A 23,043-nucleotide genomic window follows, 5' to 3' on the forward strand; every position below is an offset into this window, starting at 1 on the left:
CCGCTGACGGTTCGGCCGCTGACGGTTCGGCCGCTGACGGTTCGGCCGCTGACGGTTCGGCCGCTGACGGTTCGGCCGCTGACGGTTCGGAAGTCGACGCCGCAGGCGCGGGTGCCGCAAGCGCGGGCAGGGACAGTGCGGGCAGGGACAGCGCGGGCAGGGACAGCGCGGGCAGGGGCGGGGATCGGCGCGGTGGGGTGCGGCCGGGTGAGGTGGGGAGCGGTGTTGTTCCGGCTGCGGCGGGGCGTGTGGAGGCGGGCGAGGTCGTGTCGCCGCCGATTCCGCTCGCCAGGCTGCGCAGGGCCAAGGCAGCGCCGGGTGAGGGCTCGATCAGCGACACCCTGCGAGGGGTTGAGGCGTCGTTGCACGCCGGTGCGCCGGGCGGCGGGCGGCCGGTCTTCGTCGGCGAGGCGGAGCTCCTCGACGCCGTGTGGGACCTGGTCTGGGCCGGGCTGTTGTCGAACGACACGCTCGGGCCGCTGCGGGCGAAGCTCGGCGGCGGCGGCGGCGCACACCGGGCGAAGCCGGCCGCCCCGCGGTCGCGGTACCGGCGCACCGGCGTCGCGGCGGCACGAGCGTCGCTCGCGGTGGCCAGGTCCGGGCCGCCGACCGGAGCGGGCCGGTGGCATCGGCTGCCCGACCGGGACCTCGACCCGACCCGCCGGGCGACTGCTAACGCCGAGCTGCTCCTGGAACGGCACGGGGTCGTCACGCGCGGAGCGGTGATGGCCGAGGACCTGCCGGGGGCGTTCGCCGGGGTGTATCCGGTGCTCGCCGCGATGGAGGAGCGCGGGGCCGCCCGGCGCGGGTACTTCGTCGAAGGGCTGGGCGCCGCACAGTTCGCGCTGCCGGGTGCGGTCGACCGGCTGCGGGGCGGCACCGACACCCGCGACGCGCTGGTGCTCGCGGCCACCGACCCCGCCAACCCGTACGGCGCGGCGCTGCCCTGGCCCGACAGGGTCGTCGACGCCGGTGACGGCGAGCGTTCCGGGCACCGGCCGGGCCGCAAGGCGGGCGCACTCGTCGTCACGGTCGGCGGCGACCTCGTCATCTACGTGGAGCGCGGCGGCCGGACCCTGCTGTCCTACGTCGAGGACACCGACCTGCTCGCCCTCGCCGCGAAGGCGCTCGCCGACGCGGTCCACGCCGGCGCCCTCGGCGCGATGTCGGTCGAGCGCGCCGACGGTGAGTCCATCCACGCCTCGGCCCTCGGCGACGCACTGTCCGCTGCCGGCTTCCGGACCACACCGAAAGGCCTCCGCCTGCGGAACTGAACCACACCACCTGCGGCCCCGGCCACACTCCGCGAAGACCTGGGCCACGGCGCGCTCCCGCAGTGGAGCCGCAGATACGGCAACGACCACAAGGACAGAGCAAGGAGGCGGCACGGTGACCGGGTCGACAGGCGAGGGACGGACGTCGGTGTTCGAGTACGCCGGTGGCACGCCGGCGTTCCAGGCGTTGGCGGCGGCACTGCATGAGCGGTGTCTCGCCGATCCGGTGCTCAACCATCCGTTCTCGCACGAAGGGCAGCACCCTGAGCATGTCCAGCGGCTCGGGACGTACCTGGCCGAGGTGTTCGGGGGGCCACCGGCGTACACGCAGACGTGCGGCACCCACTTCGGGATGCTCGACCTGCACGCCCGGATGGGCGCCGACGATGACCTCGGCGAGAGGTTCGTGCGTTGCTTCGTGCTCGCCTGCGACGACGCCGGCCTACCTGCCGACCCGGAGTTCCGGAAGGCGTTACGCGACTACATGACCTGGGCCGCGGGCGATGTCATGCAGTACTCACCGCAGGACTCCCAGGTGCCCATCGACGTCCGGATGCCGCACTGGACCTGGGAGGGACCCCGCTGACGACCTCCGGCCCGGGGGCTCGGGTGGCACCGCGACCCCGGTGGATCGAGGCTGTCGGCGGCGCGTAACCCCGGCGTGGGCGCCAGCACCTCGACCATGTCGTGGCCAGTGAGCTGTAACGCGGCAAGGACAGTTTTCGCCAACCGGGAACAGGCGGCGCGGGCCGGCAGCGGCGATCCGCGACAACCCGAAGGATGTTCGGTGTCAGGGCCCTGGGGGATCCTTCGGGTTGTCGCGAGCGGCTCCACGTGCACCGCCAGAGACGCGCGGTGCGACTCAGTGCCCGGCCACCATGGACTCCGGCGAGGCGCCCTGGGCGAAGACTGCCCCGCGAGCGCGACCCCGAGTGAAGGCACTCCTGCGTCTGGGCGCGGCCCGGGCGAAGGCACCCTAGGCGAACGCGGCCCGAGCGGACGCACCGCGGGCCAGGCGGCCCCGAGCGGACGCACCCCGGGCCAGGACGCCCCGGGCGAAGCTAGACCGGTCAATCCGGCGGGCGACGAACGGCGGGCGGCGGGCGGGTCAGGCCGGCGATGCTCCGGTGAGGTGTTCGAGCTGGATGATCGCGTCACCGTCGTGGAGGTGGGCGACGCGGCCGGTCGGCGTGTACCCGGCGGCGGCGTAGAGCCGCTGGGCACGGCTGTTGGACTGCCGGGTCCACAACGTCGTGCGGGTCCAGCCGAGGGCGTTGACCGCTCGGAGGAGTTGCTGGCCGTAGCCGTTCGACCAGTAGGAGGGATGCACGAACACCATCGACACGTGCCCGTAGCCAGGAACCGGTTCGCCGGTGCCGTCGTCGGCGCGGCCTGGCTCGACCAGTGCCATGCCGACCACCACCTCAGGTCCGACAACCTCGTCCCCGAAGCCGTCCGACGCCGCGGCAAGGTCAGCGGGGGCAAGGTCAGCGGGGGCAAGGCTGGCGGAGGCAAGGGCATCGGAGCCAACAACGGCGGGAGCAACGGCATCGGAGGCGACGGCATCCGGGGCAACAACGGCGGAGGCAACGGCGGCCGGGCGAACCATGGCGGCCGGCACGCCAGCGGACACACCCGCAGCGGCGGACACGCCAGCGGACGCACCCGCCGCAGCATCCGCAGCGGCGGACGCACCAGAAGCGGTAGACGCACCCGCGGCGGCAGACGCACCGGAAGCGGTGGACGCACCCGTGGCGGGGGTCAGCGTGGCGGGAGACGGGGTGGCCCGGGGCAGGGTGGCTACCAGGACGGTTGCGTCGGGGGCGGTGAGCTTCTCGCGGACGCGGGTCAGTCGGGACGCAGTCGGGGGCAGGCCGCGGGCGGCGTTCGCCGCGTGCCAGACCTCCACGGCGGCGGGCAGGTCGCCGGGCAGCGCGGCGCGCACATCGCTCATCGTCACCATTGAAGCACCTGGCGGGTCACCGGGGTCACTTGCTGGCAGAGGGCGGGGCGGGGCCAGGTGACGTCGCGCAGTTCGTCGGCGTACGTGCGCCAGTAGTGGCCGCTGCCGTCGTAGTCGAAGTAGGCGTGCGACTCGTAGGCGACGCGGTGCAGCGGATCCCGGATCCAGGCTCGCGGGTGCATGAGGCCCCAGGACGGCGGGCCCATCGGGATGTAGCCGCTGACGAGCAGGGCACGGCGGTCGCCGGTGGCGCGGATCGCGTCGACGGACTGCTGGGCGGCGCGTTCCCAGAGCAGGGCGCCGGCCCGGCCGTCGGCGGCGAGGCGGGTCGGCTCGTTGAGCAGGCCGAGGCCGATGACGGAGGGGTTGTCGGCCTCGACGGCCATGCGGCGCCAGAAGTCGGCCAGTGCGGTGGTGGGGAGGCCGGGGCCGCCGAGGCGCAGCAGGGTCTGCTGGTGGGGGCCGCCGCCGAGGGCGAAGTCGCCGTACCCGTGCAGGTCCAGCACGACCAGGAGACCGGCGTCGCGGGCGTGGTCGAGGGCGGCGCGGACCCGGGCGACCTCGGTGGCGGAGAGGGGGCCGAAGGGGGTCGGCTGGAGGCGTTCCCAGTTGACCGCGAGGCGGACCAGCCGGACGCCGCGGCCGGCGAGGAACTCGTAGCTCTGCGGGGTCTCGTACGTGTAGTCGTGGCCGTACCGGCCGGGGTTGGCGCTGCCGAAGCCGCCGTTCACCTCGGAGGTGGCGAAGGAGCCGGCGGCCAGGTTGACGCCGCGGAGGTAGCCGGCGGCGGTGCCGTGGCGTTCGACGACGCGCGCCTGCGGGCCGGGGACGTCGACGTCCATGCCGTGTGCGACGGGGCGGTAGACGGCCATCGGGTAGTTGGCCGGCCAGGTGCCGGCCGCCCAGGCCGTGACGGGCAGGCCGATCGCGTCGGCGGCCGAATACCAGGCCTCGGCGACCCCGGTCCACTGCTGCGCGTCGCGGTCGGCGGGCCAGCCGATCTCGCCGATGAAACCGGTCGCGTCGTTGCGGCGCAGCCACGCCGAGAAGTTGGCCAGGCCGGCGACGGCCCTGGCCTGGACCAGGTCCGTCGTGCACACCGTCTGTTCGGGACGAGGCCAGGTCACTGGTACGAGCAGCGCCGTCACGAGCAACAGCACCATCGCCAGCGCCGGAGCTTTGCGCACCACCGCGTGGCACTGCCCGGGTGGGCTCCGGTCATGCGCGGCGAGGGTCAGGCCTTCTTGGCGACGCCTCCGTAGACGGAGACCTGGGTGTCGGTGATGTCGGGCGACACGTGCTCGTCGGGGCGCCACTTCGTGACGAGGGGCAGGCCGGGCTCGACGAGCTCCAGGCCGGTGAAGAACCGGGCGATGTCGTCGTGCGGGCGGACCTGCATCGTCACGCCCTGGCGGGCGTAGATCGCGGCGACGTGCTCCCAGGCGACCGGGTCGAAGTCGCCGGTCAGGTGGGACAGCGCCAGGTAGCTGCCGGGCGGCAGGGCGTCGAGCAGATCCTGGACGATCGCATAGGGCTCGTCGGCGTCACCCACGAAGTGCAGGATCGCGATCAGCAGCAGTGCCACCGGCTGGTCGAAGTCGATGACGTCGCGCAGCTGCGGCGAGTCGAGGATGCGGCGCACGTCGCGCAGGTCGGCGTCGATGTACTCGGTGCGGCCCTCGGGCTTGCTGGTGAGCAGGGCGCGGGCGTGGGCCAGGACGATCGGGTCGTTGTCGACGTAGACGACCCGGGAGTCGGCGGCGATCGCCTGGGCGACCTCGTGCACGTTGGGTGACGTCGGGATGCCGGTGCCGATGTCGAGGAACTGGCGGATGCCTGCCTCGCCGGCCAGATACTCCACGGCGCGGCGGAGGAAGGCCCGGTTCTCCCGCGGGGGGATGCGGCTGTTGGGGTTGGCGCGCAGGCCCGCCTCGGCGGCGCCCCGGTCGGCGGGGAAGTTGTCCTTGCCGCCCAGCAGGAAGTCATAGACCCGGGCCGGGTGCGGACGGTCGGTCTGCAGGTCGACCGGCTCGCGGGTCTCCTCCGGCTTGGGCTTCATCCAGTCGGCGCCTGACATGTCCACACTCCGCCACTTGTGATCCGCTTGGGCGTCCCCGGCCCGCCTGGATCATATGCCCGATCATCACCCTCGGTCACTATCGAACACTGTCAGTGCATCAACGAACACGCAAGGTCACATGGCTGCCGGCGGAGACGCCGAGCAGCGCGGCGGCGCTGCCGCCGTTGACGGCGACGGCGAGGTAGCCCGCGGAGTCGGTGAACACCACCAGGCCGCCGGGCGCGGCGTCGCCGAACGTGCCACCGGCCACCGCCGGCCGGCCGTCGACGGTCACGTCGGACCACGCCACTCCAACAGCGACGGGAGCGGCGGAGGCCGCGACCGCGAGCTGCACATTGCCGAACCGGTCGACGGTGAGCACCTCTGCCGTGAAACCGTCCGGGAGGGTAAGCAGGAGCGGCGGCGGTAGTCGTACCAAATCCGCGGTCGCACTTCCAAGGGACGCCGGATCAGCGCCTTCGGCGAGGCGGGCGGCCGCCGGGGCGAAGATGTCGCGGCCGTGGAACGTGCGTGACGCGTCGGGGGCGGACCTGAGGTGCACGGCGCGGCGGATCCCGCCGAGGGCCTCCGCCGCGGGGATCAGCAGGCCGTTGTCGGGGCCGACGAGGAAGCCGCCGTCGGCCGCCTCGATCGCGATCGGCCGGCGCGCGGTGCCGACGCCCGGGTCGACGACGGCGAGGTGCACGCCGCGCGGCAGCGACGGGACGGTCTGCGCGAGCACGTGCGCGCCACGGGTGACGTCGCCCGGCGGCACGAGGTGCGTCACGTCGATCACGCGCGCGTCGGGGGCCAGGCGGGCGATCACGCCGTGGCAGGCGGCGACGAACCCGTCCTCGAGCCCGTAGTCGGTGATGAAGGAGATCCAGCTGCGGCCCATCAGGATAGTGTCGGCTGCATGCGGCTAGCAGTGTTCATCGAGCCCCAGCTCGGCGCCACGTACGAGGAGCAGCTCGCCTTCGCGCAACGGGCCGAGCGGCTCGGCTTCGAGGGGTTCTTCCGCTCGGACCACTACCTGGCGACGCGCGGCGGAGCGCCCGGGCCGACCGACTCGTGGGTGACGCTCGGCGCGCTCGCCCGCGAGACCTCCACGATCCGGCTCGGCACGCTCGTGTCGTCGGCGACGTTCCGCTACCCGGGGCCGCTGGCCGTCGCGGTCGCGCAGGTCGACGCGATGAGTGGCGGCCGGGTGGAGCTGGGGCTGGGCACCGGCTGGTTCGAGCGGGAGCACGCGGCGTACGGGATCCCGTTCCCGCCCGTCGGCGAGCGGTTCGACCGGCTCGAGGAGCAGCTGGAGATCCTGACCGGGCTGTGGTCGACGCCGGAGGGTGACACGTTCAGCTTCGAGGGCCGCCACTACGACCTGGTCGACTCGCCCGCCCTGCCGAAGCCGGTGCAGCGGCCCGGGCCGCCGATCATCATCGGCGGCAAGGGGCTCAAGCGGACACCCCGGCTGGCGGCGCGGTTCGCCGACGAGTTCAACGTGCCGTTCTCCTCGCTCGCCGAGACCACCACGTCCTACGACCGGGTCGTCGCCGCGATCGAGGCCGAGGGGCGCGACGGGCGGGCGCCGATCGTGTTCTCGTTCGCGCAGACGATCGTGTGCGGCGCGACCGACGCCGAGGTCCGCCGCCGGGCCGAGTCGGCCGGGCTCGACCCGAACGGGCCATCGGCCTCCGGCGGGCAGCTGTACGGCACGCCGGCCCGCGTGGCGGAACAACTCGCCGACTTCGTGAAGGCCGGCGCATCGAGGGCGTTCCTTCAGATCCTCGACCTCCGGGACCTGGAGCAGCTGGATCTGATCGCGGCGGAGGTAGCGCCACTGCTGCCGTGACGGGGGCAAGATGGTGGCGTGCCCGAAGGCGACACCGTCTGGAACACCGCCCGCGTGCTCGCCGAGGCGATCGAAGGCCAGGTCCTCACCCGTAGCGACTTCCGCGTGCCCAAACTCGCGACCGTCGATCTGACCGGCTGGCTGGTGAAGGAGTCCGCCAGCTACGGCAAGCATCTGTTGCTGCGCCTGACCCGGGCGGACAGGGCGATGACGCTCCACTCTCATCTGCGGATGGACGGGGCGTGGCGGGTGTACCAGCCGGGCGAGCGCTGGACCGGGCGCCCCGCGCATCTCATCCGGGTGGCCCTGCACGCCCCCTTGGCCGTCGCCGTCGGCTTCCACCTGCACGAGCTCGCGATCGTGCCGACCGCCGAGGAGCACCGGCTCATCGGGCACCTCGGGCCGGACCTGATGGGCGACGGCTGGGACCCCGCGCTCGCCGTCGCGCGGCTGGCCGAACGGCCCGACCGGCCCATCGCCGACGCCCTGCTCGACCAGCGCAACCTCGCCGGGATCGGCAACCTGTACAAGGCGGAGGTGCTGTTCCTGCGCGGGGTCAACCCGTTCACCGAGACCGGCGCGGTGCCGGACCTGCCGGCGCTGGTGGACCTCGCGAACCGGCTGCTGAACTCCAACCGGGGCCGCTGGACCCAGACGACCACCGGGTCGCTGCGCCGGGGCGAGACGAACTGGGTGTTCGAGCGGGCCGGCCGGCAGTGCCGCCGGTGCGGGACCACGATCGAACGCTGGACCGGCGGCGATCATGACCGGATCACCTACTGGTGTCCGCACTGCCAGCCGGTTGTCGCCGCGCCACCTGGCCCGTAGGCTGCGAACCCGCTGGTCAAAGCGCGATTCGCGCCGTGCGCGAAGCGCAGAGCGATTCGCGCGGAGCGCGAGGCACAGAGCGCGGAGCGCGAAGTACGAAGGCGTTGGGGAGAGCGGACGTGCAGGGAGTTCACCGGTTGGGCCGCACCGATCGGACGCTGCTGTGGGGCACGGCGGCGCTGATCACGTTCACGCTCGGTGCCGTCGCGGTCGCACGGACGGACGGCGGGCCCGTCCAGGCCACCGACGACAGCCGGCTCTGCTACAACTCGGCGGGCGTCGGCGCCGCCTGCCTGCCGCCTCCGGCCGACGTCGACCCACCCAGCGCCCCACCGTCACCCGTCGTGTCCGGACCGACACAAACAAGCCCGACACCAGCAAGCCCGACACCAGCAAGCCCAACACCGATGACCCCGGCGCCGACGAGCGCCGCGCCGACCAGGCCCGCTTCGAAGCCACCCGCTTCGAAGCAGGCCACGATCCCCGCCTGGACGGTCGGCGTCGCCTATCGAACGGGAGCACAGGTGACGTATCAGGGCGTCGGCTATGCCTGCCTGCAGGCGCACACGTCGCAGGTGGACTGGTCACCGGTCGCCGCACCCGTGCTCTGGCGCCGGGTGTCGTGAGGTTTACGCCCGCGCACTGATCATTGCGGGCACGCGGTAGGGTCTGGGGCGTGACGCTGGGTGTGGTGTTGTTCCGGTGGATCACCGGCTGAGCCGGCGGGGCCTGGTCGTCGGCTCGGCGGCGGCGCTCCTCGCATCCGCGCTCGGCGGCTGCGACGGGACCCCGCTCACCACACCGACCGAGGCCCCGACGATGCGACCGCCCGACGGCACGCCGCTGGCCGTCTGGGAGCTGACCAGCGAGCTCGTCGGCACGGCGATGCTCGCCCTGCGCGCGCCGCGCCTGGTCGTCTTCGGTGACGGCGACGCGATCGCCGACGCGGCGTACCGGTCCCGCCTGGACGCCGACGAGCTGCAGAGCCTCAACACCGGCCTCCTCGCCGACCTGCGCTCCAGCGACGCGCAGAAGCAGCGCACCGCCGCCCCGCCCATCCCCGGCGCCCCGGTGACGAAGGTGTCGACATGGACGCCGTCGGGGGTGCTGACGTTCACCGCCGAGGGACTCGACGAGCTCAAGACCGAGCGCGTCTACGCCGACGTGCTCTACGACGCCAGGGACCGCCTCGCCGCGATCCACAAGACGGTGTCGGCGACCGCCCAGCCCTACCTGGCGGACCGGATCCGGCTGGTCGCGATGCCGGTCGACGGCGAGCCGGCCACCGTGAACACGTGGCCCCCGGACGTGGCGCTGCCGGCACCGGACGCGGGTGCCCTGCGCAAGGCGGACCTGTCGGGTGACGCCGCCCGGGCGGTCGTGCGGACCTTGACCCGGGACCTGGACCAGCGCGGCGCGTGGCCCGCCTACGCGACCGCCGGCGGCGACATCGTCCGGGCCAGCTGGCGATACCTGCTGCCCAACGAGTGACTTCAGGCAGTGACTTCAGGCGGGGCTGGGGCGCGGGCTGGTGGCGCGCAGGTCCGACAGTCCCTCGGCGACGCCGCGCAGGAACGCGGTGGCGTCGGCCAGGTTGCCGATCGTGGCGCTGTCCTCCGCGACACAGCCGGCCGCCGCCGTGACGAACTGCTCATACGCCGCCACGCCCTGCTCGAGCTGCCCGGCCAGGACGGCGTGCGCGGGCCGCAGCGACTCGCCGGCCGGCCCGATCCCCATCGCCCGCTCGACCGAGGCGGTGCGCTGCGCGAGGTCGCGCAGCGACTGTTCGGCGACGGTGGCGTCGAGCACCGCCGCCTCCGCGTGCGGTCCGAGCCGCCCGACCAGGCCGCTGAGCATGGCCGAGGCCCGGTCGAGGCGCCGCCACGGCTCGGCGACGGTGAGGCCGCGCAGCTTGAACGAGTCGCGGTGCCGGCCGAACTCGGCGAGCGCGGTGCGCCCGGCGGGCATGCGCGCGACGATGCCGACCAGCTTCTCGCCGAGGACCGCCGGGTCGGCCTCCGGCGGGACGGGCAGGGCCCGGAAGGCCCGCAGGTCGATCCACCGCCAGATCGCGACGGCGACGGAGCCGCCGGCGGCCGCCGCCCAGAACGCGTCGGGCAGTCCGAGGCCGCTGTACGGCACGAGCACGGCCGTGGCGCCGGTCAGCAGGCCGGCTCGCACCGACCAGGCCCGCGCGGAGCGGTGCAGCCGCCGCAGTCGCTTCAGGTGCTTCGTCCGCTCCGACGCCATGACCCGCTCTCCCCCTTGCCGATGTGGAACGTCAGCTCGCGCTGGCGGCGTCTCCCGCTTGCTTGTCCTTGTTCAGCAGCCCGGCCCTGATCTCGTCGAGGCGGGCCACGCTGGCGTCCTTCGGCCCGGTGGACGTCGCCGCGGAAGGCGTGCCCGGCGCGGCGGTCAGCTGGTCGCCGGCCATGCTGGCGCGGATCTGGTCGAGGCGGGAGCTGCCGGCCATGTCGAGGGTGGTGCGCTGGACCTCCAGCATCCGGCCCTCGACGGAGTTGGAGGCGAGCTCGGCGCGGCCCATCGCGTTGGCGTAGCGGCGCTCGATCTTCTCGCGCACCTCGTCCAGCGACGGCGTGTTGCCGGGGGCGGCGAGGCCGCTCATCGACTCCAGCGACTTGGCGACGGTCTCCTGCATCTTGGCCTGCTCGAGCTGGCTGAGCAGCTTGGTGCGCTCGGCGAGGCGCTGCTGCAGCAGCATCGCGTTGTTCTCGACCGCCCGGCGGGCCTGCGCGGCCGCGTTGAGCGACTGGTCGTGCAGCGTCTTCATGTCTTCCATGCCCTGCTCCGCCGCGACCAGCTGGGTCGCGAAGATCTGGGCGGTCTGCTCGTATTCGGCGGCCTTCGCCTCGTTGCCCTCGGCCCGGGCCTTGTCGGCGAGCAGCAGCGCCTGCCGGGCCGAGCCCTGCAGCTTCTCGACCTCGCCCATCTGCCGGGACAGCCGCATCTCGAGCTGACGCTGGTTGCCGATCACGGCCGCGGCCTGCTGCACCAGGGCCTGGTGCTGACGCTGCGCGTCCTCGATCGCCTGCTGGATCTGCACCTTGGGATCGGCATGCTCGTCGATCTTGGCGCCGAAGAGCGCCATCAGGTACTTCCAGCCCTTAACGGCGGGATTCGCCATCTCGCGGTCCTCTCTGCGCCAGCACTACCAACGTGCGGCTTCCATCGTGTCAGGCGAGCGCTAGAGCGTCACGCCCGGCTTCGAGGCAAACGGTAGAAGAAACCGGCCGAACCGGGACGAACCGTGCACGACTCAGGGTGATCTCAGGGATACCCCCAAGACGCGGAAGACCTTGCGCGCCGGGGGGCACACAAGGTCTTCATGATCATGACCAATCAGGCGGCGTAGACGACTTCGCGAGGGTTGCGAGTCGCACGCAGCGTGGTGCGGAGCGGGCCGTCGTGGCGCACCGCGACCGACAGTTTGGCGTCCGCGCTCACCTTCGCCTTCGGCGCGCCACGGCTGAGGCGGGCCTCCGGAGCGGACGGACCGGCCGGCTCTGGCCCGGCCTCGGAGGTGGACCCGGACTCCGGCGCACCCACCGGGACGAGCACGCGTGGCAGGTCCTCGGACGTGGCGAGCGTGTCGCTCACATCGCGCAGCACCTCGGACAACGCGGCTCCGAGCGCCTCGCAGATGGCCGCCAGCAGCTCGCTGGAAGCCTCCTTCTGCCCACGCTCGATCTCGGACAGGTAGCCGAGACTGACGTTGGCGGCGGTCGACACCTCGCGCAGGGTCCGGTGCTGGGCCTGCCGCCGCGCACGCAGCGCGTCACCGATCACTCGACGAAGCAGCACCTTGGCACCCCCTCTGAGGCAGTCCGCGAATGGCTGGCCGCGAAAACTGGTACCCGCCACGGTACCTGGTGCGGCGCCGATCGACACCCTGCCCCGCCGTTATCGGGAGGTGATGGTGATCGCGAGCCGCTCCGCGAGGAGGGCGACGGCCGCGTCGACGGCGCCGGAGCGCACCGCGGGGCGGTCACCCTGAAGGGTGAGTTCGCGCACGGCGGCATGTCCGGGCAGCGGGCCGGCGACCGCGACGTAGACCCGGCCGACGGGCTGGCCACCCTGCGGATCAGGGCCCGCGACACCGGTGGTGGCGGCGGCCCAGTCGGCGCCGCAGCGTTCCCTGGCACCGGCCGCCATCGCGGCCGCGACGGACGGATCGACGGGCCCGTGCGAATGCAGCAGCGGCGGCGGTACGCCCAGCAGGCTGGCCTTCAGATCGGTCGCATATGCGACGACGCCACCGCGGAAGACGGCGCTCGCCCCGGGGACGGTGATGAACTCGGCGGCGAGAAGGCCGCCGGTGAGCGACTCGGCGACGGCGAGCGTCTCGCCCCGGTCCTGGAGCAGCGCGAGGATGTCGGCGGCGGTCATGCTCACGCCACCGGCTCGTCGGCCGTGGGGGCCACGGCGGGCGCCGCCGCGGGGGCGCTGAGCAGGGGACCCTGCAGTCCCGCCGACTCGGTGGCCGATCGGGCGGCGTCGCCGAACTCATCGGAGCCGCCGGCCGTCCCGCTCGGGCCGCCAGCACGGCGGCGCAGGGAGTCGCGGCGGACGCGATACGCACGCAGCACGTAGTCCAGGCCCGTGACGACCGTGACGATGAGGGCACCGGCCATCAGCCACGGGCCGACCGCGGCGAGCCAGTCGGGCAGCGGCGTCAGGTACCAGCCGATCGCCAGGATCTGCAGCGCCGTCTTCACCTTGCCGCCCCGGCTGGCGGGGATGACCCCGTGCCGGATCACCCAGAACCGCAGGAGGGTGACGCCCCACTCGCGCACGAGGATGAGCACCGTCACCCACCACGGCAACCGGTCATACAGCGACAGCAGGACCAGCGCGGCCCCGGTGAGCGCCTTGTCGGCGATCGGGTCGACGACCTTGCCGAACGAGGTGACGAGGTTGTACGTGCGGGCGATCCAACCGTCGACGTAGTCGGTGGCGGACGCGACGACGAAGGTGATGCCCGCCGCGAGCTGCCAGCCGGTGTCGGTCATCCGGCCCGCGACGACGAAGACGACGAAGACGGGGACGAGCACCATCCGCACGACGGTCAGGACGTTGGCCGCGTTGAGCAGTGGGACGGGCTTGACCACCGTCATGAGTCCGCCGGACTGATCATCTCGATCGGCACGGCGACCAGGTCGACGCCGACGCTGTCGACGACCCTGGCCCGGACGAAGTCGCCGGGGCGCAGCGAGGACAGCTCGATCCCGCCCCCTTCGACGAGGGTGGTGGAGCCGTCGACCTCGGGCGCCTGGTGCCCGGCGCGGCCCTCGACGGCGTCGTCGTCCAGGGAGTCGACCATGACCTCGACATGGGAGCCGATCCGGTCCGCGGCCCGCTGCGCGCACAGCTCCTCGGCGAGGGCGCTCATCCAGTCGTACCGCTTCTTGATGTCGCTCTCGGACACCTTGTCGGGCAGGTCCGCGGCCTCGGTGCCGTCCTCGTCGCTGTAGTCGAACACGCCGACGGCGTCGAGGCGGGCCTCGGTGAGGAAGCGGGCGAGCTCGTCGACGTCCTCGCGGGTCTCGCCGGGGAAGCCGACGATCACGTTGCTGCGGGCGCCGGCGTCCGGGTCGAGCTTGCGGACCGAGTCGAGCAGCTCCAGGAACCGCTCCGTCGAGCCGAAGCGCCGCATGCGCCGCAGGACGGGCTCGCTGGAGTGCTGGAACGACAGGTCGAAGTACGGCGCGACGCCGGGCGTGGTGGCGATCGCCTCCACCAGGCCGGGGCGGGTCTCGGCGGGCTGCAGGTAGGACACCCGGACCCGGACGATGCCGCTGACCGCGGCGAGCTGCGGCAGGAGCCGCTCCAGCAGGCGCGGGTCGCCGAGGTCCTTGCCGTACGACGTCGAGTTCTCACTCACCAGCACCAGCTCGCGGACGCCGGTCGACGCGAGCCACTCCGCCTCGGCGAGGACCTCGTCGGGCGTCCTGGACACGAACGCGCCACGGAACGACGGGATCGCGCAGAACGTGCACCGCCGGTCGCAGCCACTGGCCAGCTTCAGCGGCGCGACCGGGCCCTTCTCCAGCCGCTGGCGCATCACGCCGCGCAGGTGCGCCGGGAGGTGACCGGGCACGACCACCTCGACGGCCTCGCGCCGGGCGACCGGGGTGAGCGGGAGCAGCGTGCGCCGGTCCCGGGGCACGTGCGAGGCGATCTTCTCACCGGCGAGGATCGCGTCGAGGCGGGCCGCCATGTCCGGGTAGTGGTCGAAGCCGAGCACCGCGTCCGCCTCGGGCAGCTCACCGGCGAGCTGCTCGCCGTAGCGCTCGGCGAGGCAGCCGGTCGCGACCACCTTGGCGCCGGTGTCCGCCGCGGCGAGCAGCGTGTCGATCGAGTCCTGCTTGGCCTTGGCCACGAAGCCGCAGGTGTTGACCACCACCACGTCCGCGTCGGTGCCGTCGGTCGTAACCGCCCAGCCACCGGCCGCGAGGCGGGCCGCGAGCTCCTCGGAGTCCACCTCGTTACGGGCGCAGCCGAGGGTGAGCAGGGCGACGCGACGGTCAGCGTTGGTGGGCATGCTGTCGAGGGTACCGGGCGGACCCGGACTCAGGCTGCGGGGAACGGGTCGCGGAACGTGAAGGCCTCGGGTGACGATCCGTTGCGACGCAGCAGGTCCAGCCGCTTGCCCGCCTCGTCGACCGTCGGGGTGTGGCCGGCAGGGATCCACCAGTTGACGGCGTACACGTCACCGAGTGGGACGAACCACTCACGACGCCGTCGCAGCACGTCGAGATGGCCGCTACGGAACGTGAATTCCCGCAGTGATTCGAGGTCTTCCCACACGGTCAGGTTGACGATCACGTCGCCGCCGAAGGGCCGCAGCGACGTCGCGTCCGCGCCGGTCTCGTCGACCAGCCGCCAGACGAAGCCCGGCCACCCGTCGGCGAGCGCGTTGATCCGGTCGAGGTCGCCGTAGAAGCCCGCCATGCGGGGGTCGTCCTTGGGCCCGACGGTCCGGCCGATGTTGAGCTGCGCGAGATGGAAGGTCATTTCCAGATTCTAAAACCTATCTTCATTGTTTATGGTACCGGGGACGCTCCGCCGAACGGTCACACAACACCCCACCGGCCGGGGGTCGATCCGGACGCCGTCCAGCGCCCCCTCCAGCAATGCGAGGTTCGCGCCGCAAACCAGGGCCGCGTGGGTACGCGCCACCCCGTCGAACGGGCAGTTGCGCAGCCGCCAGACGTCGCCGTCCTCGTACGGCTCGTAGCCCAGCCGCCGCAGCAGCTCCTCGGGCGGCAGGTCGTCCTTCCGGTGGCGTTCGCCCTGCCGGCGGGCCGCCTCGAACAGCGCCGGCTCCACGCCCGCCTCCTCGATCGCGTCGGCGAAGACCGTGGCCAGGGTCCGGTAGTCCCGCGGCGGCAGGCTCAGCCCGTGCTCGGCGGCGGTGCGCCGGTACAGCTTCGACGGCCGGCCCGAGCCCGGCCCGCTGCGCCCGTTGACCCGCGCGAACGACACCTCCAGCAGCCCGGCCTCGGCCAGCCGGTCCAGGTGGTGCGCGGCGAGGGTGCGCCCGATCTCCAGGGCGTCGGCGACCGCGTTACGGCTGACCGGCGCCCCGGCGGCGGCAACGTGCTCGTAGACGGCCCGGCGTTGCGGCTCGGCGAGGGCGGCGATCGCTGCGGCATCCACCCGACCAACTATCCCAGCAGTGCCGCCACCGCCGTCAGCGTCACCATCGACACCGCCGTGGACGCGACCACGGCATCCCGCGGGAAGCGGCCGTCCACCCCGTACGCCCTCGCGAACACGAACGTGTTCTGCGCCGTCGGCAGCGCCGAGCACAGCACCGCCGCGAACAGCGCGGCGCCGTGCAGGTCGAGGGCGAACCTGGCGAGCACGAAGCACACGACCGGCTGCACGCACGACTTGAGCAGCACCGACAGCGCGACCTCCACCGGCCGGGCGGGCACCGGGTCTGCGACGTCGGTGCGCACCAGCGACAACCCCAGCGCCACCAGCGCCGAAGGCACGGCCGCGGCGCCCAGCAGCGTGACCACACCGGCCAGCAGCGCCGGCAGCCGCACCCCGGCGGCACCGAGCGTCACCCCCGCGAGACAGGCCAGCATGACCGGGCTGCGCAGCGGCACCGTCACCAGCCGCCGCCAGCGCCCGCCGGCGTCCTCCTGCCGCGCCAGGTCGAGCGTGCCGAGGATCAGCGGCGTGAGGATCGAGGTCTGGATGAGCAGCACCACCGCGATGAACGACGCGTCCCCGAGCACCTGCACCGCCACCGGGATGCCGAGGTTACCGGCGTTGACGTAGCCGGCCGCCATGCCGGCGATGGCCTGCTCCCCCAGCGACCGCCGGAACCCCCAGCGCGCGACGCCGACCCCGACCGCCCCCACGGCGACGGTGGCCCCCACGAACGCGGCGACGCCCTCACCGGCGAGCCCGGTGATCGGCTGGCGGATCAGCGTGTCGAGCAGCGCGGCCGGCATCGCCACGTAGAACACGAACCGTCCGAGCACGTCGACGGCCCCGAGCCCCAGCACCCCGGTGCGCCCGGCGACGTATCCGACGACGGTGAGCGCCCAGATCGGCACGAACGCCGCCAACACCGCCGCACCGCTCCGCTTCTCCTCGATCGCCACCGCTCAGGCCACCCTGCCGACCCACTCCCCCAACGTCAACACCGACCCGGCCCGGCCGTCCCCGGGAGTCGAGGGCGTCGGTCGCTGCCGGCACGCCCGACAGTCACCGCCGCGACATGAGTGGGTTCTCCGGGCACGACTCACCGGAAATCCTTCGACTTGTGGCGAAACGGCTGGCACCGACGACTGGACCCGGGAAGCGCCACGACGCAGGCGACATTGCTCGACCCCGGCGAGCGCTGGTGCACGTGCGCAACCCGCACCACCATTCGACGGCCCGCCGGCGACTTCGATCTGCCGAGCAACCGCTCGGCAGATCGAACACCGCTGCCGGCACGGCGCCCGGTGCACCAAGGACGCAGGCCAGGTATCACGCCCCGCATGCCAAAAGGCAAAACAGCAGGTCAGGCACGACGAACGACACGCCAAGCACCACGCCCAGCACGACGAATGCCGCACCAGGCATCAGGGGGCCCGGCACGCCGAGCACCACGCCCACCACGCAACGCGCTAAGCCCGGCACCACGCCCGCCACGCCAGGCGCGACGCCCGCCACGCCAAGCAAACGCCCACCGCGCCCGGCTCCAGCCCGGCGCCCTGCCCACCACGCACGGCGCTACGGGCCCGCATGTCGAAGGGGCAAGTGCCACGGGACCGAGGGACGGCGGGCCGGGGCGGTGTCAGTCGTCGTCTTCGGTGGCTCTCAGGGCGCCGAGCACCTCGGGCAGCTCGTCCGGCTTGATCAGCACGTCGCGGGCCTTGGAGCCCTCGGACGGGCCGACGATCCCGCGGGTCTCCATGAGGTCCATCAGCCGGCCGGCCTTGGCGAACCCGACCCGCAGCTTGCGCTGCAGCATGCTGGTCGAGCCGAACTGGCTGGTGACGACCAGCTCGATCGCCTGCAGCAGCAGCTCGAGGTCGTCGCCGATCTCCTCGTCGACCTTCTTCTTGACGTCTTCGGGCTTGGTGGTGACGCCGTCGCGGAACTCCGGCTCGCGCTGGTCCTTGCAGAACTTGACGATGTCGCTGATCTCGGTCTCGCTGACCCAGGCGCCCTGGATGCGGATCGGCTTCGACGCGCCCATGGGCAGGAACAGCGCGTCGCCGCGGCCGATCAGCTTCTCCGCGCCCGGCTGGTCGAGGATGACCCGCGAGTCGGCGAGGCTGGACGTGGCGAAGGCCAGCCGCGACGGCACGTTGGCCTTGATCAGACCGGTGACCACGTCGACCGACGGGCGCTGGGTGGCCAGCACCAGGTGGATGCCGGCGGCGCGGGCGAGCTGCGTGATGCGCACCACCGAGTCCTCGACGTCGCGCGGGGCGACCATCATCAGGTCGGCCAGCTCGTCGACGACGACCAGCAGATACGGGTAGGGCCGGATGACCCGCTCGCTGCCCGGCGGCGCGGTGATCTGCCCGGCGCGGACCTTGCGGTTGTAGTCGTCGATGTGCCGGACGCCGGCGGCGGCCAGGTCGTCGTAGCGCATGTCCATCTCGCGCACGACCCAGTCGAGGGCGTCGGCGGCCTTCTTCGGGTTGGTGACGATCGGCGTGACCAGGTGCGGGATGCCCTCATAGCTGGTCAGCTCGACCCGCTTCGGGTCGACCAGCAGCAGCCGGACCTCGTCGGGCGTGGCCCGGGTCAGCAGCGACACGAGCAGCGTGTTGAGGCAGCTCGACTTGCCCGCGCCGGTCGCGCCGGCGATCAGGATGTGCGGCATCTTCGCCAGGTTGGCCACCACGTAGCCACCCTCGATGTCCTTGCCGAGCGCCACGATGAGCGGGTGGTGGTCGGCGGTCGCGACCCGCGAGCGCAGGACGTCGCCGAGCGCGACGTTCTCCCGGTCGGGGTTGGGGATCTCGACGCCGACCGCGCTCTTGCCGGGGATCGGGCTCTGGATCCGCACGTCGGGTGACTTCACCGCATAGGCGATGTTGCGCGACAGCGCCGTGATCCGTTCGACCTTGACGCCGTGGCCGACCTCGACCTCATAGCGGGTCACGGTCGGACCGCGGGTGAAGCCGGTGACGAGCGCGTCGACGCCGAACTGCTCGAACACGCCCTGCAGCGCGGCGGTCACCTCGTCGTTGGCGCGGGTGCGTCCGCGCGGCGCGTCGCCGGTGCCGAGCAGGTCGGGCGGCGGCAGCTTGTAGTCGGCGTCGGTGAGCGCCAGCTGCTCCGCGCGGGTCGGCAGCGGCGAGTGCTCCGGTGGGTCCTTCTCCCGCTCCTTCGCCTTCTTCCGCGACCCGGCGGCGGGCGGGCGCGGCAGCACGACCGTGTCGTGGACGATCAGGTCGTCGTCGAGACCGGCGCCGAGGTCCGGTGCCGAGGCGTCATACCCGTCGAGCGGCCCTTCCGGGTCGTCGAGCGGGTGGGGCAGCGCGGTCGCCTGCCGGCGGCGGGCCGGGGTCCGCCGGGCCGGGCGCGGCTCCGGCTCGTCATAGAGCTCCTCGAACTCCTCGTCGACGTCGAGGGTCGGGTCCTCGACCCGGCCGAGGGCCAGGTCACGCAGCTGCCGCCAGCGGTGCGGGATGCGGCTGATCGGGGTGGCGGTGACGACGAGCAGGCCGAAACCGCCGAGCAGGAGCAGCAGCGGCACCGCGACCCAGGCGGTGACGGCCTTCTCCAGCAGGCCGCCCGCGGCCCGGCCGAGCAGGCCGCCGGCCTTGTCCATGAGGTCGGGCTTGTCGGGGCTGCCGGCCGCCAGGTGCATGAGGCCGGTGCCGCCGAGGAACAGCGCGGTCCAGCCGACGAGCCCGCGGCCCCGGTGGTCCTCCTCGGGGTCGGAGCGCATGATGCGGATGCCGCCGACGAGCAGCAGCACCGGCAGCACCGAGGCGGCGCCACCGATGAACGTGTGGCAGATCCCGGCGACCCAGTGCCCGACCGGCCCGGCGGACTGGAACCACACCGCGGCGGTGACCAGCACGGCGAGGCCGATGAGGCCCAGGCCGGCGCCGTCGCGGCGGTGTGCGGGGTCCAGGTCGCGGGCGCTGGCCGCCTGGCGGCCCACGGCCCGGGCGGCCCAGCCGACGCCGTGCGCCACGCCCATCCAGAGCGCGATCATGCCCCGGCCGAGCAGCCCCAGCGGCGTGGCGACCGCCGCGCCACCACGCCGACGCCGCGCCACCGCGGTGCGGCGGACCGGCGCCGCGCGCTTGGCGGCAGCGGAACGCGAAGCAGCGGTGGAACGCGTTGCGGAAGCGGCGCGCTTGGCAGGAACGGCGCGCTCAACGGGCGCGGCGCGCTTGGCGGGAACAGCACGCTTGGACGGCGTGCTCGAACCGCCGCGGGAGCCGGACGCGCCGGAGCCGCGGCCGGCCTGAGAGGTGCGGCCCGCCATGGTCACACCGTAGCGGTAGGTTCCGACATTTCTTCGGACCCCGAGGAGCTATTCGTGGTCGTGTTCCGGTGCTTTCTGCGGCGCACGTAGATCCCCACGTACGACACCACGACCAGGACCCCCACCAACACCTGCAAGAGGTGGGTGTACCGCTCCGGATAGAGCACGCCTTCGATGTACTGGTCGATGAAGCCCCGCCCGACACCGGACTCGCCGGCCTTGCGGCGGGCCCAGTGCTCGATCAGCGTCAACGGGCAGGTGAGCGGGATGCTCACCACGGCGAGACCCCAGGCGGCGGCCGCGAGATGCGGCCACAACGCCCTGGGCCACCGCCAGGCGAAGAACCCGCCCAGCACCACGTAGGCGAGGAAGCAGAAGTGCAGGACCAGCACGGTGGACGCCAACACCTCATACATACCTCTAGATTAGACCTCCACCACCGTCGGGACGATCATCGGACGGCGCCGGTAGGCCTCGTTGACCCAGCGCCCGACCGTGCGCCGCACGATCTGCTGCAGCTGGTGCGGGTCGGTGATGCCCTCGGTCGCGGCCTTGTTGAGCGCGTCCGTGACCAGCGGCAGCACCGCGGCGAACACCGCCGGGTCGTCGGAGAAGCCCTTCGCCGACACCGTCGGACCGGCGACGACCTTGCCGGTCACCGAGTCGATGACCACCGTCGCGGCGATGAACCCGCCGTCGCCCAGGATGCGGCGCTCGGTGAGCAGCGACTCACCCACGTCGCCGATGGCGAGACCGTCGACGTAGACGTACCGCGAGCGGATGTGCCCGACCAGCGACGCCTTGCCGTCCACGAGGTCCACGACGTCGCCGTCCTCGCAGAGCACGACCCGGTCGCCGGGGACCCCGGCGTCGCGGGCCAGCTGCGCGTGCGCCCGCAGGTGCCGCCACTCGCCGTGCACCGGCATGAAGTTGCGCGGCTTGACCACGTTGAGCAGGTAGAGCAGCTCACCGGCGGGGGCGTGCCCGGACACGTGGACCTTGGCGACGTCCTTGTGCACGACGAGCGCGCCGGCCCGGGACAGCTGGTTGATCACGCGGTACACCGCGGTCTCGTTGCCCGGCACCAGCGACGACGCGAGCACGATGGTGTCGCCCTCGCCGATCTGGACGTGCCGGTGGTCGCCGTTGGCCATCCGGCCGAGGGCGCTCATCGGCTCGCCCTGGGAGCCGGTCGACATCAGCACGACCCGGTCCTCGGGCAGCCCCATCGCCTCGTCGATCGGCACGAGCAGGCCGGCCGGTATCCGCAGCAGCCCCAGGTCGCGGGCGATGCCCATGTTGCGCACCATCGAACGGCCGATCAGCGCGACCTTCCGCCCGTGCACGTGGGCGGCGTCGAACACCTGCTGGACCCGGTGCACGTGGGACGCGAACGACGCAACGATGATCCGCCCGGTCGCCCGGCCGAAGGTCCGCTCCAGGACCGGACCGATCTCCCGCTCAGGGGTGACGAAGCCGGGGATCTCCGCGTTGGTCGAGTCCGACAGCAGCAGGTCGACGCCCTTGGCGCCGATCCGGGCGAACCCGGCGAGGTCGGTGATGCGCCCGTCCAGCGGCAGCTGGTCCATCTTGAAGTCGCCGGTGTGCAGCACGGTGCCGGCCGACGTCGTGACCGCCACGGCGAGCGCGTCGGGGATCGAGTGGTTCACGGCGAAGAACTCGCACTCGAAGGGGCCGAGCCGCTCGACCTGTCCCTCGCGCACGGTCAGCGTGTAGGGCTCGATGCGCCGCTCGGCGAGCTTGGCCTCGACCAGTGCCAGCGTGAACTTGGACCCGACGAGCGGGATGTCGGGTTTGTGGGCGAGCAGATACGGCACGGCACCGATGTGGTCCTCGTGGCCGTGGGTGAGCACGATCGCCTGAACTCGGTCGAGCCGGTCGAGGATCGACGAGAAGTCGGGCAGGATCAGGTCGACGCCGGGCTGCTCGACGTCGGGGAAGAGCACCCCGCAGTCGATGATGAGCAGCTTGCCGTCGTGCTCGAACACCGTCATGTTGCGCCCGATGGCGCCCAGACCGCCCAGCGGGGTGACCCGCAGGGCGCCTGGAGTGAGTGGCGGCGGTGGTTCGAGCTCGATGTGTGCCACCGTCATAGGGCCACTCCGAGGTCGTTGTGATGAGCCATCTGGTCCGCGGTGCCGATCGTGCGGCCCGCCTCAGCGCAATCCTCCCGCAGCCGGCCGAGCTCCGCTGCGTTGGCCGACACCAGCGGCGGGCGCACCGGCCCGGCGGGAAGGTCCAGCAGGGTCAGGGCAGCCTTGGTGAGGATGACCCCCTGCGTGCGGAAGAATCCGCAGAACGCGGGGAGCAGTTGCAGGTGGAGGGCACGGGCACGGGCGACGTCGCCCTCCTCGTGCGCCAGAATCATCCGCTTGGTCTGCGGGCCGAAGATGTGCGTCGGCACCCCGACCACCCCGACGGCCCCGATCGACAGCAACGGCAGGGTCAGCTTGTCTTCACCCGAGTAATACGCCAGGTCGGACCGCTTGATCACCCAGGCGCTCTCGCCGAGGTCGCCCTTGGCGTCCTTGACCGCGACGATCCGCTCGTGCTCGCCGATCCGGCACAGGGTCTCGGTCTCGATCGCGACGCCGGTCCGGCCGGGGATGTCGTAGACCATCACCGGCAGGCCGGAGGAGTCCGCGATCGACCGGAAGTGCTGCAGGATGCCGGCCTGCGGGGGCTTGTTGTAGTACGGCGTGACGACGAGCAGCCCGTCGGCTCCCGCCTTCTCCGCGGCGTGGGACAGCTCGATGGTGTGGCGCGTGTCGTTGGTGCCGACGCCGGCGATCACGGTGGCCCGGTCGCCGACCGCCTCGATGACCGCCCGCAGCACCTGGTCCTTCTCGGCGTCGCTGGTCGTCGCCGACTCCCCGGTGGTCCCGTTGACCACCAGGCCGTCGTGCTCCTGGTCGTCGACCAGGTGAGCGGCCAGCCGCGCCGCACCGTCGACGTCGAGCGAACCGTCAGCGCGGAACGGCGTCACCATCGCGCTGAGCAGCCGGCCGAACGGCCGGCCGGGGACGGAACCGGTGCGTGTCATACGCACAACCTAGCGGA

The 23,043-nt window shown here is 72.7% G+C and carries 23 protein-coding genes and 1 pseudogene; 6 read left to right on the forward strand and 18 right to left on the reverse strand.

Annotation, left to right across the window (positions count from 1 at the left end):
• Both Dsi01nite_RS11795 and Dsi01nite_RS11800 read left to right on the forward strand, forming a co-directional pair.
• A partial coding sequence (locus Dsi01nite_RS11795; protein WP_444542521.1) for an Lhr family helicase occupies positions 1 to 1,274 on the forward strand: 1,274 nt, incomplete at its 5' end.
• A gap of 115 nt (positions 1,275 to 1,389) precedes the next feature.
• Positions 1,390 to 1,860: a group II truncated hemoglobin gene (locus Dsi01nite_RS11800; RefSeq protein ID WP_203846147.1), complete on the forward strand. Its 471-nt coding sequence runs from the start codon at positions 1,390 to 1,392 to the stop codon at positions 1,858 to 1,860.
• 522 nt (positions 1,861 to 2,382) lie between these two features.
• On the opposite strand, the gene Dsi01nite_RS11805 is transcribed toward Dsi01nite_RS11800, so the two are convergent.
• From Dsi01nite_RS11805 to Dsi01nite_RS11820, 4 genes are all read right to left on the reverse strand, one after another.
• Positions 2,383 to 3,228: a GNAT family N-acetyltransferase gene (locus Dsi01nite_RS11805; protein WP_203846148.1), complete on the reverse strand. Its 846-nt coding sequence runs from the start codon at positions 3,226 to 3,228 to the stop codon at positions 2,383 to 2,385.
• Between the two features lie 2 nt (positions 3,229 to 3,230).
• Positions 3,231 to 4,427 (reverse strand): glycoside hydrolase family 5 protein, encoded by a 1,197-nt coding sequence (locus Dsi01nite_RS11810; RefSeq protein WP_203846149.1) that lies wholly within the window; start codon positions 4,425 to 4,427, stop codon positions 3,231 to 3,233.
• A gap of 44 nt (positions 4,428 to 4,471) precedes the next feature.
• Positions 4,472 to 5,314, reverse strand: a complete 843-nt coding sequence (locus Dsi01nite_RS11815; RefSeq protein ID WP_203846150.1) for an SAM-dependent methyltransferase — start codon at positions 5,312 to 5,314, stop codon at positions 4,472 to 4,474.
• A 100-nt stretch (positions 5,315 to 5,414) separates the two neighbouring features.
• On the reverse strand, positions 5,415 to 6,197 hold the full coding sequence (locus Dsi01nite_RS11820; protein ID WP_373318767.1) for an SAM hydrolase/SAM-dependent halogenase family protein: 783 nt from the start codon (positions 6,195 to 6,197) through the stop codon (positions 5,415 to 5,417).
• Positions 6,198 to 6,212: 15 nt separating this feature from the next.
• Between Dsi01nite_RS11820 and Dsi01nite_RS11825 the strand changes: the two genes are divergently transcribed.
• From Dsi01nite_RS11825 to Dsi01nite_RS11840, 4 genes are all read left to right on the forward strand, one after another.
• Entirely contained in the window at positions 6,213 to 7,148 is a 936-nt protein-coding gene (locus Dsi01nite_RS11825; RefSeq protein WP_203846152.1) for an LLM class F420-dependent oxidoreductase, read from the forward strand.
• A gap of 18 nt (positions 7,149 to 7,166) precedes the next feature.
• Positions 7,167 to 7,976 carry a DNA-formamidopyrimidine glycosylase family protein gene (locus Dsi01nite_RS11830; protein ID WP_203846153.1) on the forward strand — a complete coding sequence of 270 codons (810 nt, stop codon included), beginning with the start codon at positions 7,167 to 7,169 and terminating at the stop codon, positions 7,974 to 7,976.
• 137 nt (positions 7,977 to 8,113) lie between these two features.
• On the forward strand, positions 8,114 to 8,602 hold the full coding sequence (locus Dsi01nite_RS11835) for a carbohydrate-binding protein (protein ID WP_203846154.1): 489 nt from the start codon (positions 8,114 to 8,116) through the stop codon (positions 8,600 to 8,602).
• Between the two features lie 76 nt (positions 8,603 to 8,678).
• Positions 8,679 to 9,467, forward strand: a complete 789-nt coding sequence (locus Dsi01nite_RS11840; RefSeq protein WP_203846155.1) for a hypothetical protein — start codon at positions 8,679 to 8,681, stop codon at positions 9,465 to 9,467.
• Between the two features lie 15 nt (positions 9,468 to 9,482).
• On the opposite strand, the gene pspM is transcribed toward Dsi01nite_RS11840, so the two are convergent.
• From pspM to dapA, 14 genes and pseudogenes are all read right to left on the reverse strand, one after another.
• Positions 9,483 to 10,226 carry a phage shock envelope stress response protein PspM gene (gene pspM, locus Dsi01nite_RS11845; protein WP_203846156.1) on the reverse strand — a complete coding sequence of 248 codons (744 nt, stop codon included), beginning with the start codon at positions 10,224 to 10,226 and terminating at the stop codon, positions 9,483 to 9,485.
• Positions 10,227 to 10,257: 31 nt separating this feature from the next.
• Positions 10,258 to 11,121, reverse strand: a complete 864-nt coding sequence (locus Dsi01nite_RS11850; protein ID WP_203846157.1) for a PspA/IM30 family protein — start codon at positions 11,119 to 11,121, stop codon at positions 10,258 to 10,260.
• A gap of 215 nt (positions 11,122 to 11,336) precedes the next feature.
• Positions 11,337 to 11,798, reverse strand: coding sequence for a helix-turn-helix domain-containing protein (locus Dsi01nite_RS11855; protein ID WP_203846158.1), 462 nt, complete (start codon positions 11,796 to 11,798; stop codon positions 11,337 to 11,339).
• Between the two features lie 99 nt (positions 11,799 to 11,897).
• Positions 11,898 to 12,383: a CinA family protein gene (locus Dsi01nite_RS11860; RefSeq protein ID WP_203846211.1), complete on the reverse strand. Its 486-nt coding sequence runs from the start codon at positions 12,381 to 12,383 to the stop codon at positions 11,898 to 11,900.
• Between the two features lie 173 nt (positions 12,384 to 12,556).
• A pseudogene (gene pgsA, locus Dsi01nite_RS11865) lies at positions 12,557 to 13,111 on the reverse strand (CDP-diacylglycerol--glycerol-3-phosphate 3-phosphatidyltransferase); the annotation flags it as partial.
• On the reverse strand, positions 13,108 to 14,538 hold the full coding sequence (gene rimO, locus Dsi01nite_RS11870; RefSeq protein WP_203846160.1) for a 30S ribosomal protein S12 methylthiotransferase RimO: 1,431 nt from the start codon (positions 14,536 to 14,538) through the stop codon (positions 13,108 to 13,110). The pseudogene pgsA and the gene rimO, both read right to left, overlap by 4 nt.
• 29 nt (positions 14,539 to 14,567) lie before the next feature.
• Positions 14,568 to 15,011: a DUF3291 domain-containing protein gene (locus Dsi01nite_RS11875; RefSeq protein ID WP_203846161.1), complete on the reverse strand. Its 444-nt coding sequence runs from the start codon at positions 15,009 to 15,011 to the stop codon at positions 14,568 to 14,570.
• Between the two features lie 9 nt (positions 15,012 to 15,020).
• Entirely contained in the window at positions 15,021 to 15,656 is a 636-nt protein-coding gene (locus Dsi01nite_RS11880) for a helix-turn-helix transcriptional regulator (protein ID WP_239135841.1), read from the reverse strand.
• 8 nt (positions 15,657 to 15,664) lie between these two features.
• Positions 15,665 to 16,618, reverse strand: a complete 954-nt coding sequence (locus Dsi01nite_RS11885) for an AEC family transporter (protein ID WP_239135842.1) — start codon at positions 16,616 to 16,618, stop codon at positions 15,665 to 15,667.
• A 370-nt stretch (positions 16,619 to 16,988) separates the two neighbouring features.
• Positions 16,989 to 17,183 carry a hypothetical protein gene (locus Dsi01nite_RS11890; RefSeq protein ID WP_203846162.1) on the reverse strand — a complete coding sequence of 65 codons (195 nt, stop codon included), beginning with the start codon at positions 17,181 to 17,183 and terminating at the stop codon, positions 16,989 to 16,991.
• Between the two features lie 115 nt (positions 17,184 to 17,298).
• Complete coding sequence (locus Dsi01nite_RS11895; RefSeq protein ID WP_203846163.1) at positions 17,299 to 19,962, reverse strand: FtsK/SpoIIIE family DNA translocase; 2,664 nt, start codon at positions 19,960 to 19,962, stop codon at positions 17,299 to 17,301.
• Between the two features lie 2 nt (positions 19,963 to 19,964).
• Positions 19,965 to 20,378 (reverse strand): DUF2784 domain-containing protein, encoded by a 414-nt coding sequence (locus tag Dsi01nite_RS11900; protein WP_203846164.1) that lies wholly within the window; start codon positions 20,376 to 20,378, stop codon positions 19,965 to 19,967.
• A gap of 9 nt (positions 20,379 to 20,387) precedes the next feature.
• A complete protein-coding gene (locus Dsi01nite_RS11905; RefSeq protein ID WP_203846165.1) occupies positions 20,388 to 22,076 on the reverse strand; it encodes a ribonuclease J in 1,689 nt (562 codons plus the stop codon).
• The gene (gene dapA / locus Dsi01nite_RS11910) at positions 22,073 to 23,026 is read right to left on the reverse strand and encodes a 4-hydroxy-tetrahydrodipicolinate synthase (RefSeq protein WP_203846166.1); all 954 of its coding nucleotides are present in this window, start codon (positions 23,024 to 23,026) and stop codon (positions 22,073 to 22,075) included. The genes Dsi01nite_RS11905 and dapA overlap by 4 nt, the downstream gene beginning before the upstream one ends.
• Positions 23,027 to 23,043 lie beyond the last annotated feature (17 nt).

This window comes from Dactylosporangium siamense (assembly GCF_016862795.1).
Taxonomy (GTDB): domain Bacteria; phylum Actinomycetota; class Actinomycetes; order Mycobacteriales; family Micromonosporaceae; genus Dactylosporangium; species Dactylosporangium siamense.

Coding starts and splice junctions, on each gene's coding strand:
- Dsi01nite_RS11895 (WP_203846163.1), bottom strand. CDS start 19,962: ATGGCGGGCCGCACCTCTCAGGCCGGCCGCGGCTCCGGCGCGTCCGGC.
- pspM (WP_203846156.1), bottom strand. CDS start 10,226: ATGGCGTCGGAGCGGACGAAGCACCTGAAGCGACTGCGGCGGCTGCAC.
- Dsi01nite_RS11905 (WP_203846165.1), bottom strand. CDS start 22,076: ATGACGGTGGCACACATCGAGCTCGAACCACCGCCGCCACTCACTCCA.
- dapA (WP_203846166.1), bottom strand. CDS start 23,026: ATGACACGCACCGGTTCCGTCCCCGGCCGGCCGTTCGGCCGGCTGCTC.
- Dsi01nite_RS11850 (WP_203846157.1), bottom strand. CDS start 11,121: ATGGCGAATCCCGCCGTTAAGGGCTGGAAGTACCTGATGGCGCTCTTC.
- Dsi01nite_RS11875 (WP_203846161.1), bottom strand. CDS start 15,011: ATGACCTTCCATCTCGCGCAGCTCAACATCGGCCGGACCGTCGGGCCC.
- Dsi01nite_RS11860 (WP_203846211.1), bottom strand. CDS start 12,383: ATGACCGCCGCCGACATCCTCGCGCTGCTCCAGGACCGGGGCGAGACG.
- Dsi01nite_RS11805 (WP_203846148.1), bottom strand. CDS start 3,228: ATGAGCGATGTGCGCGCCGCGCTGCCCGGCGACCTGCCCGCCGCCGTG.
- Dsi01nite_RS11815 (WP_203846150.1), bottom strand. CDS start 5,314: ATGTCAGGCGCCGACTGGATGAAGCCCAAGCCGGAGGAGACCCGCGAG.
- Dsi01nite_RS11900 (WP_203846164.1), bottom strand. CDS start 20,378: ATGTATGAGGTGTTGGCGTCCACCGTGCTGGTCCTGCACTTCTGCTTC.
- rimO (WP_203846160.1), bottom strand. CDS start 14,538: ATGCCCACCAACGCTGACCGTCGCGTCGCCCTGCTCACCCTCGGCTGC.
- Dsi01nite_RS11825 (WP_203846152.1), top strand. CDS start 6,213: ATGCGGCTAGCAGTGTTCATCGAGCCCCAGCTCGGCGCCACGTACGAG.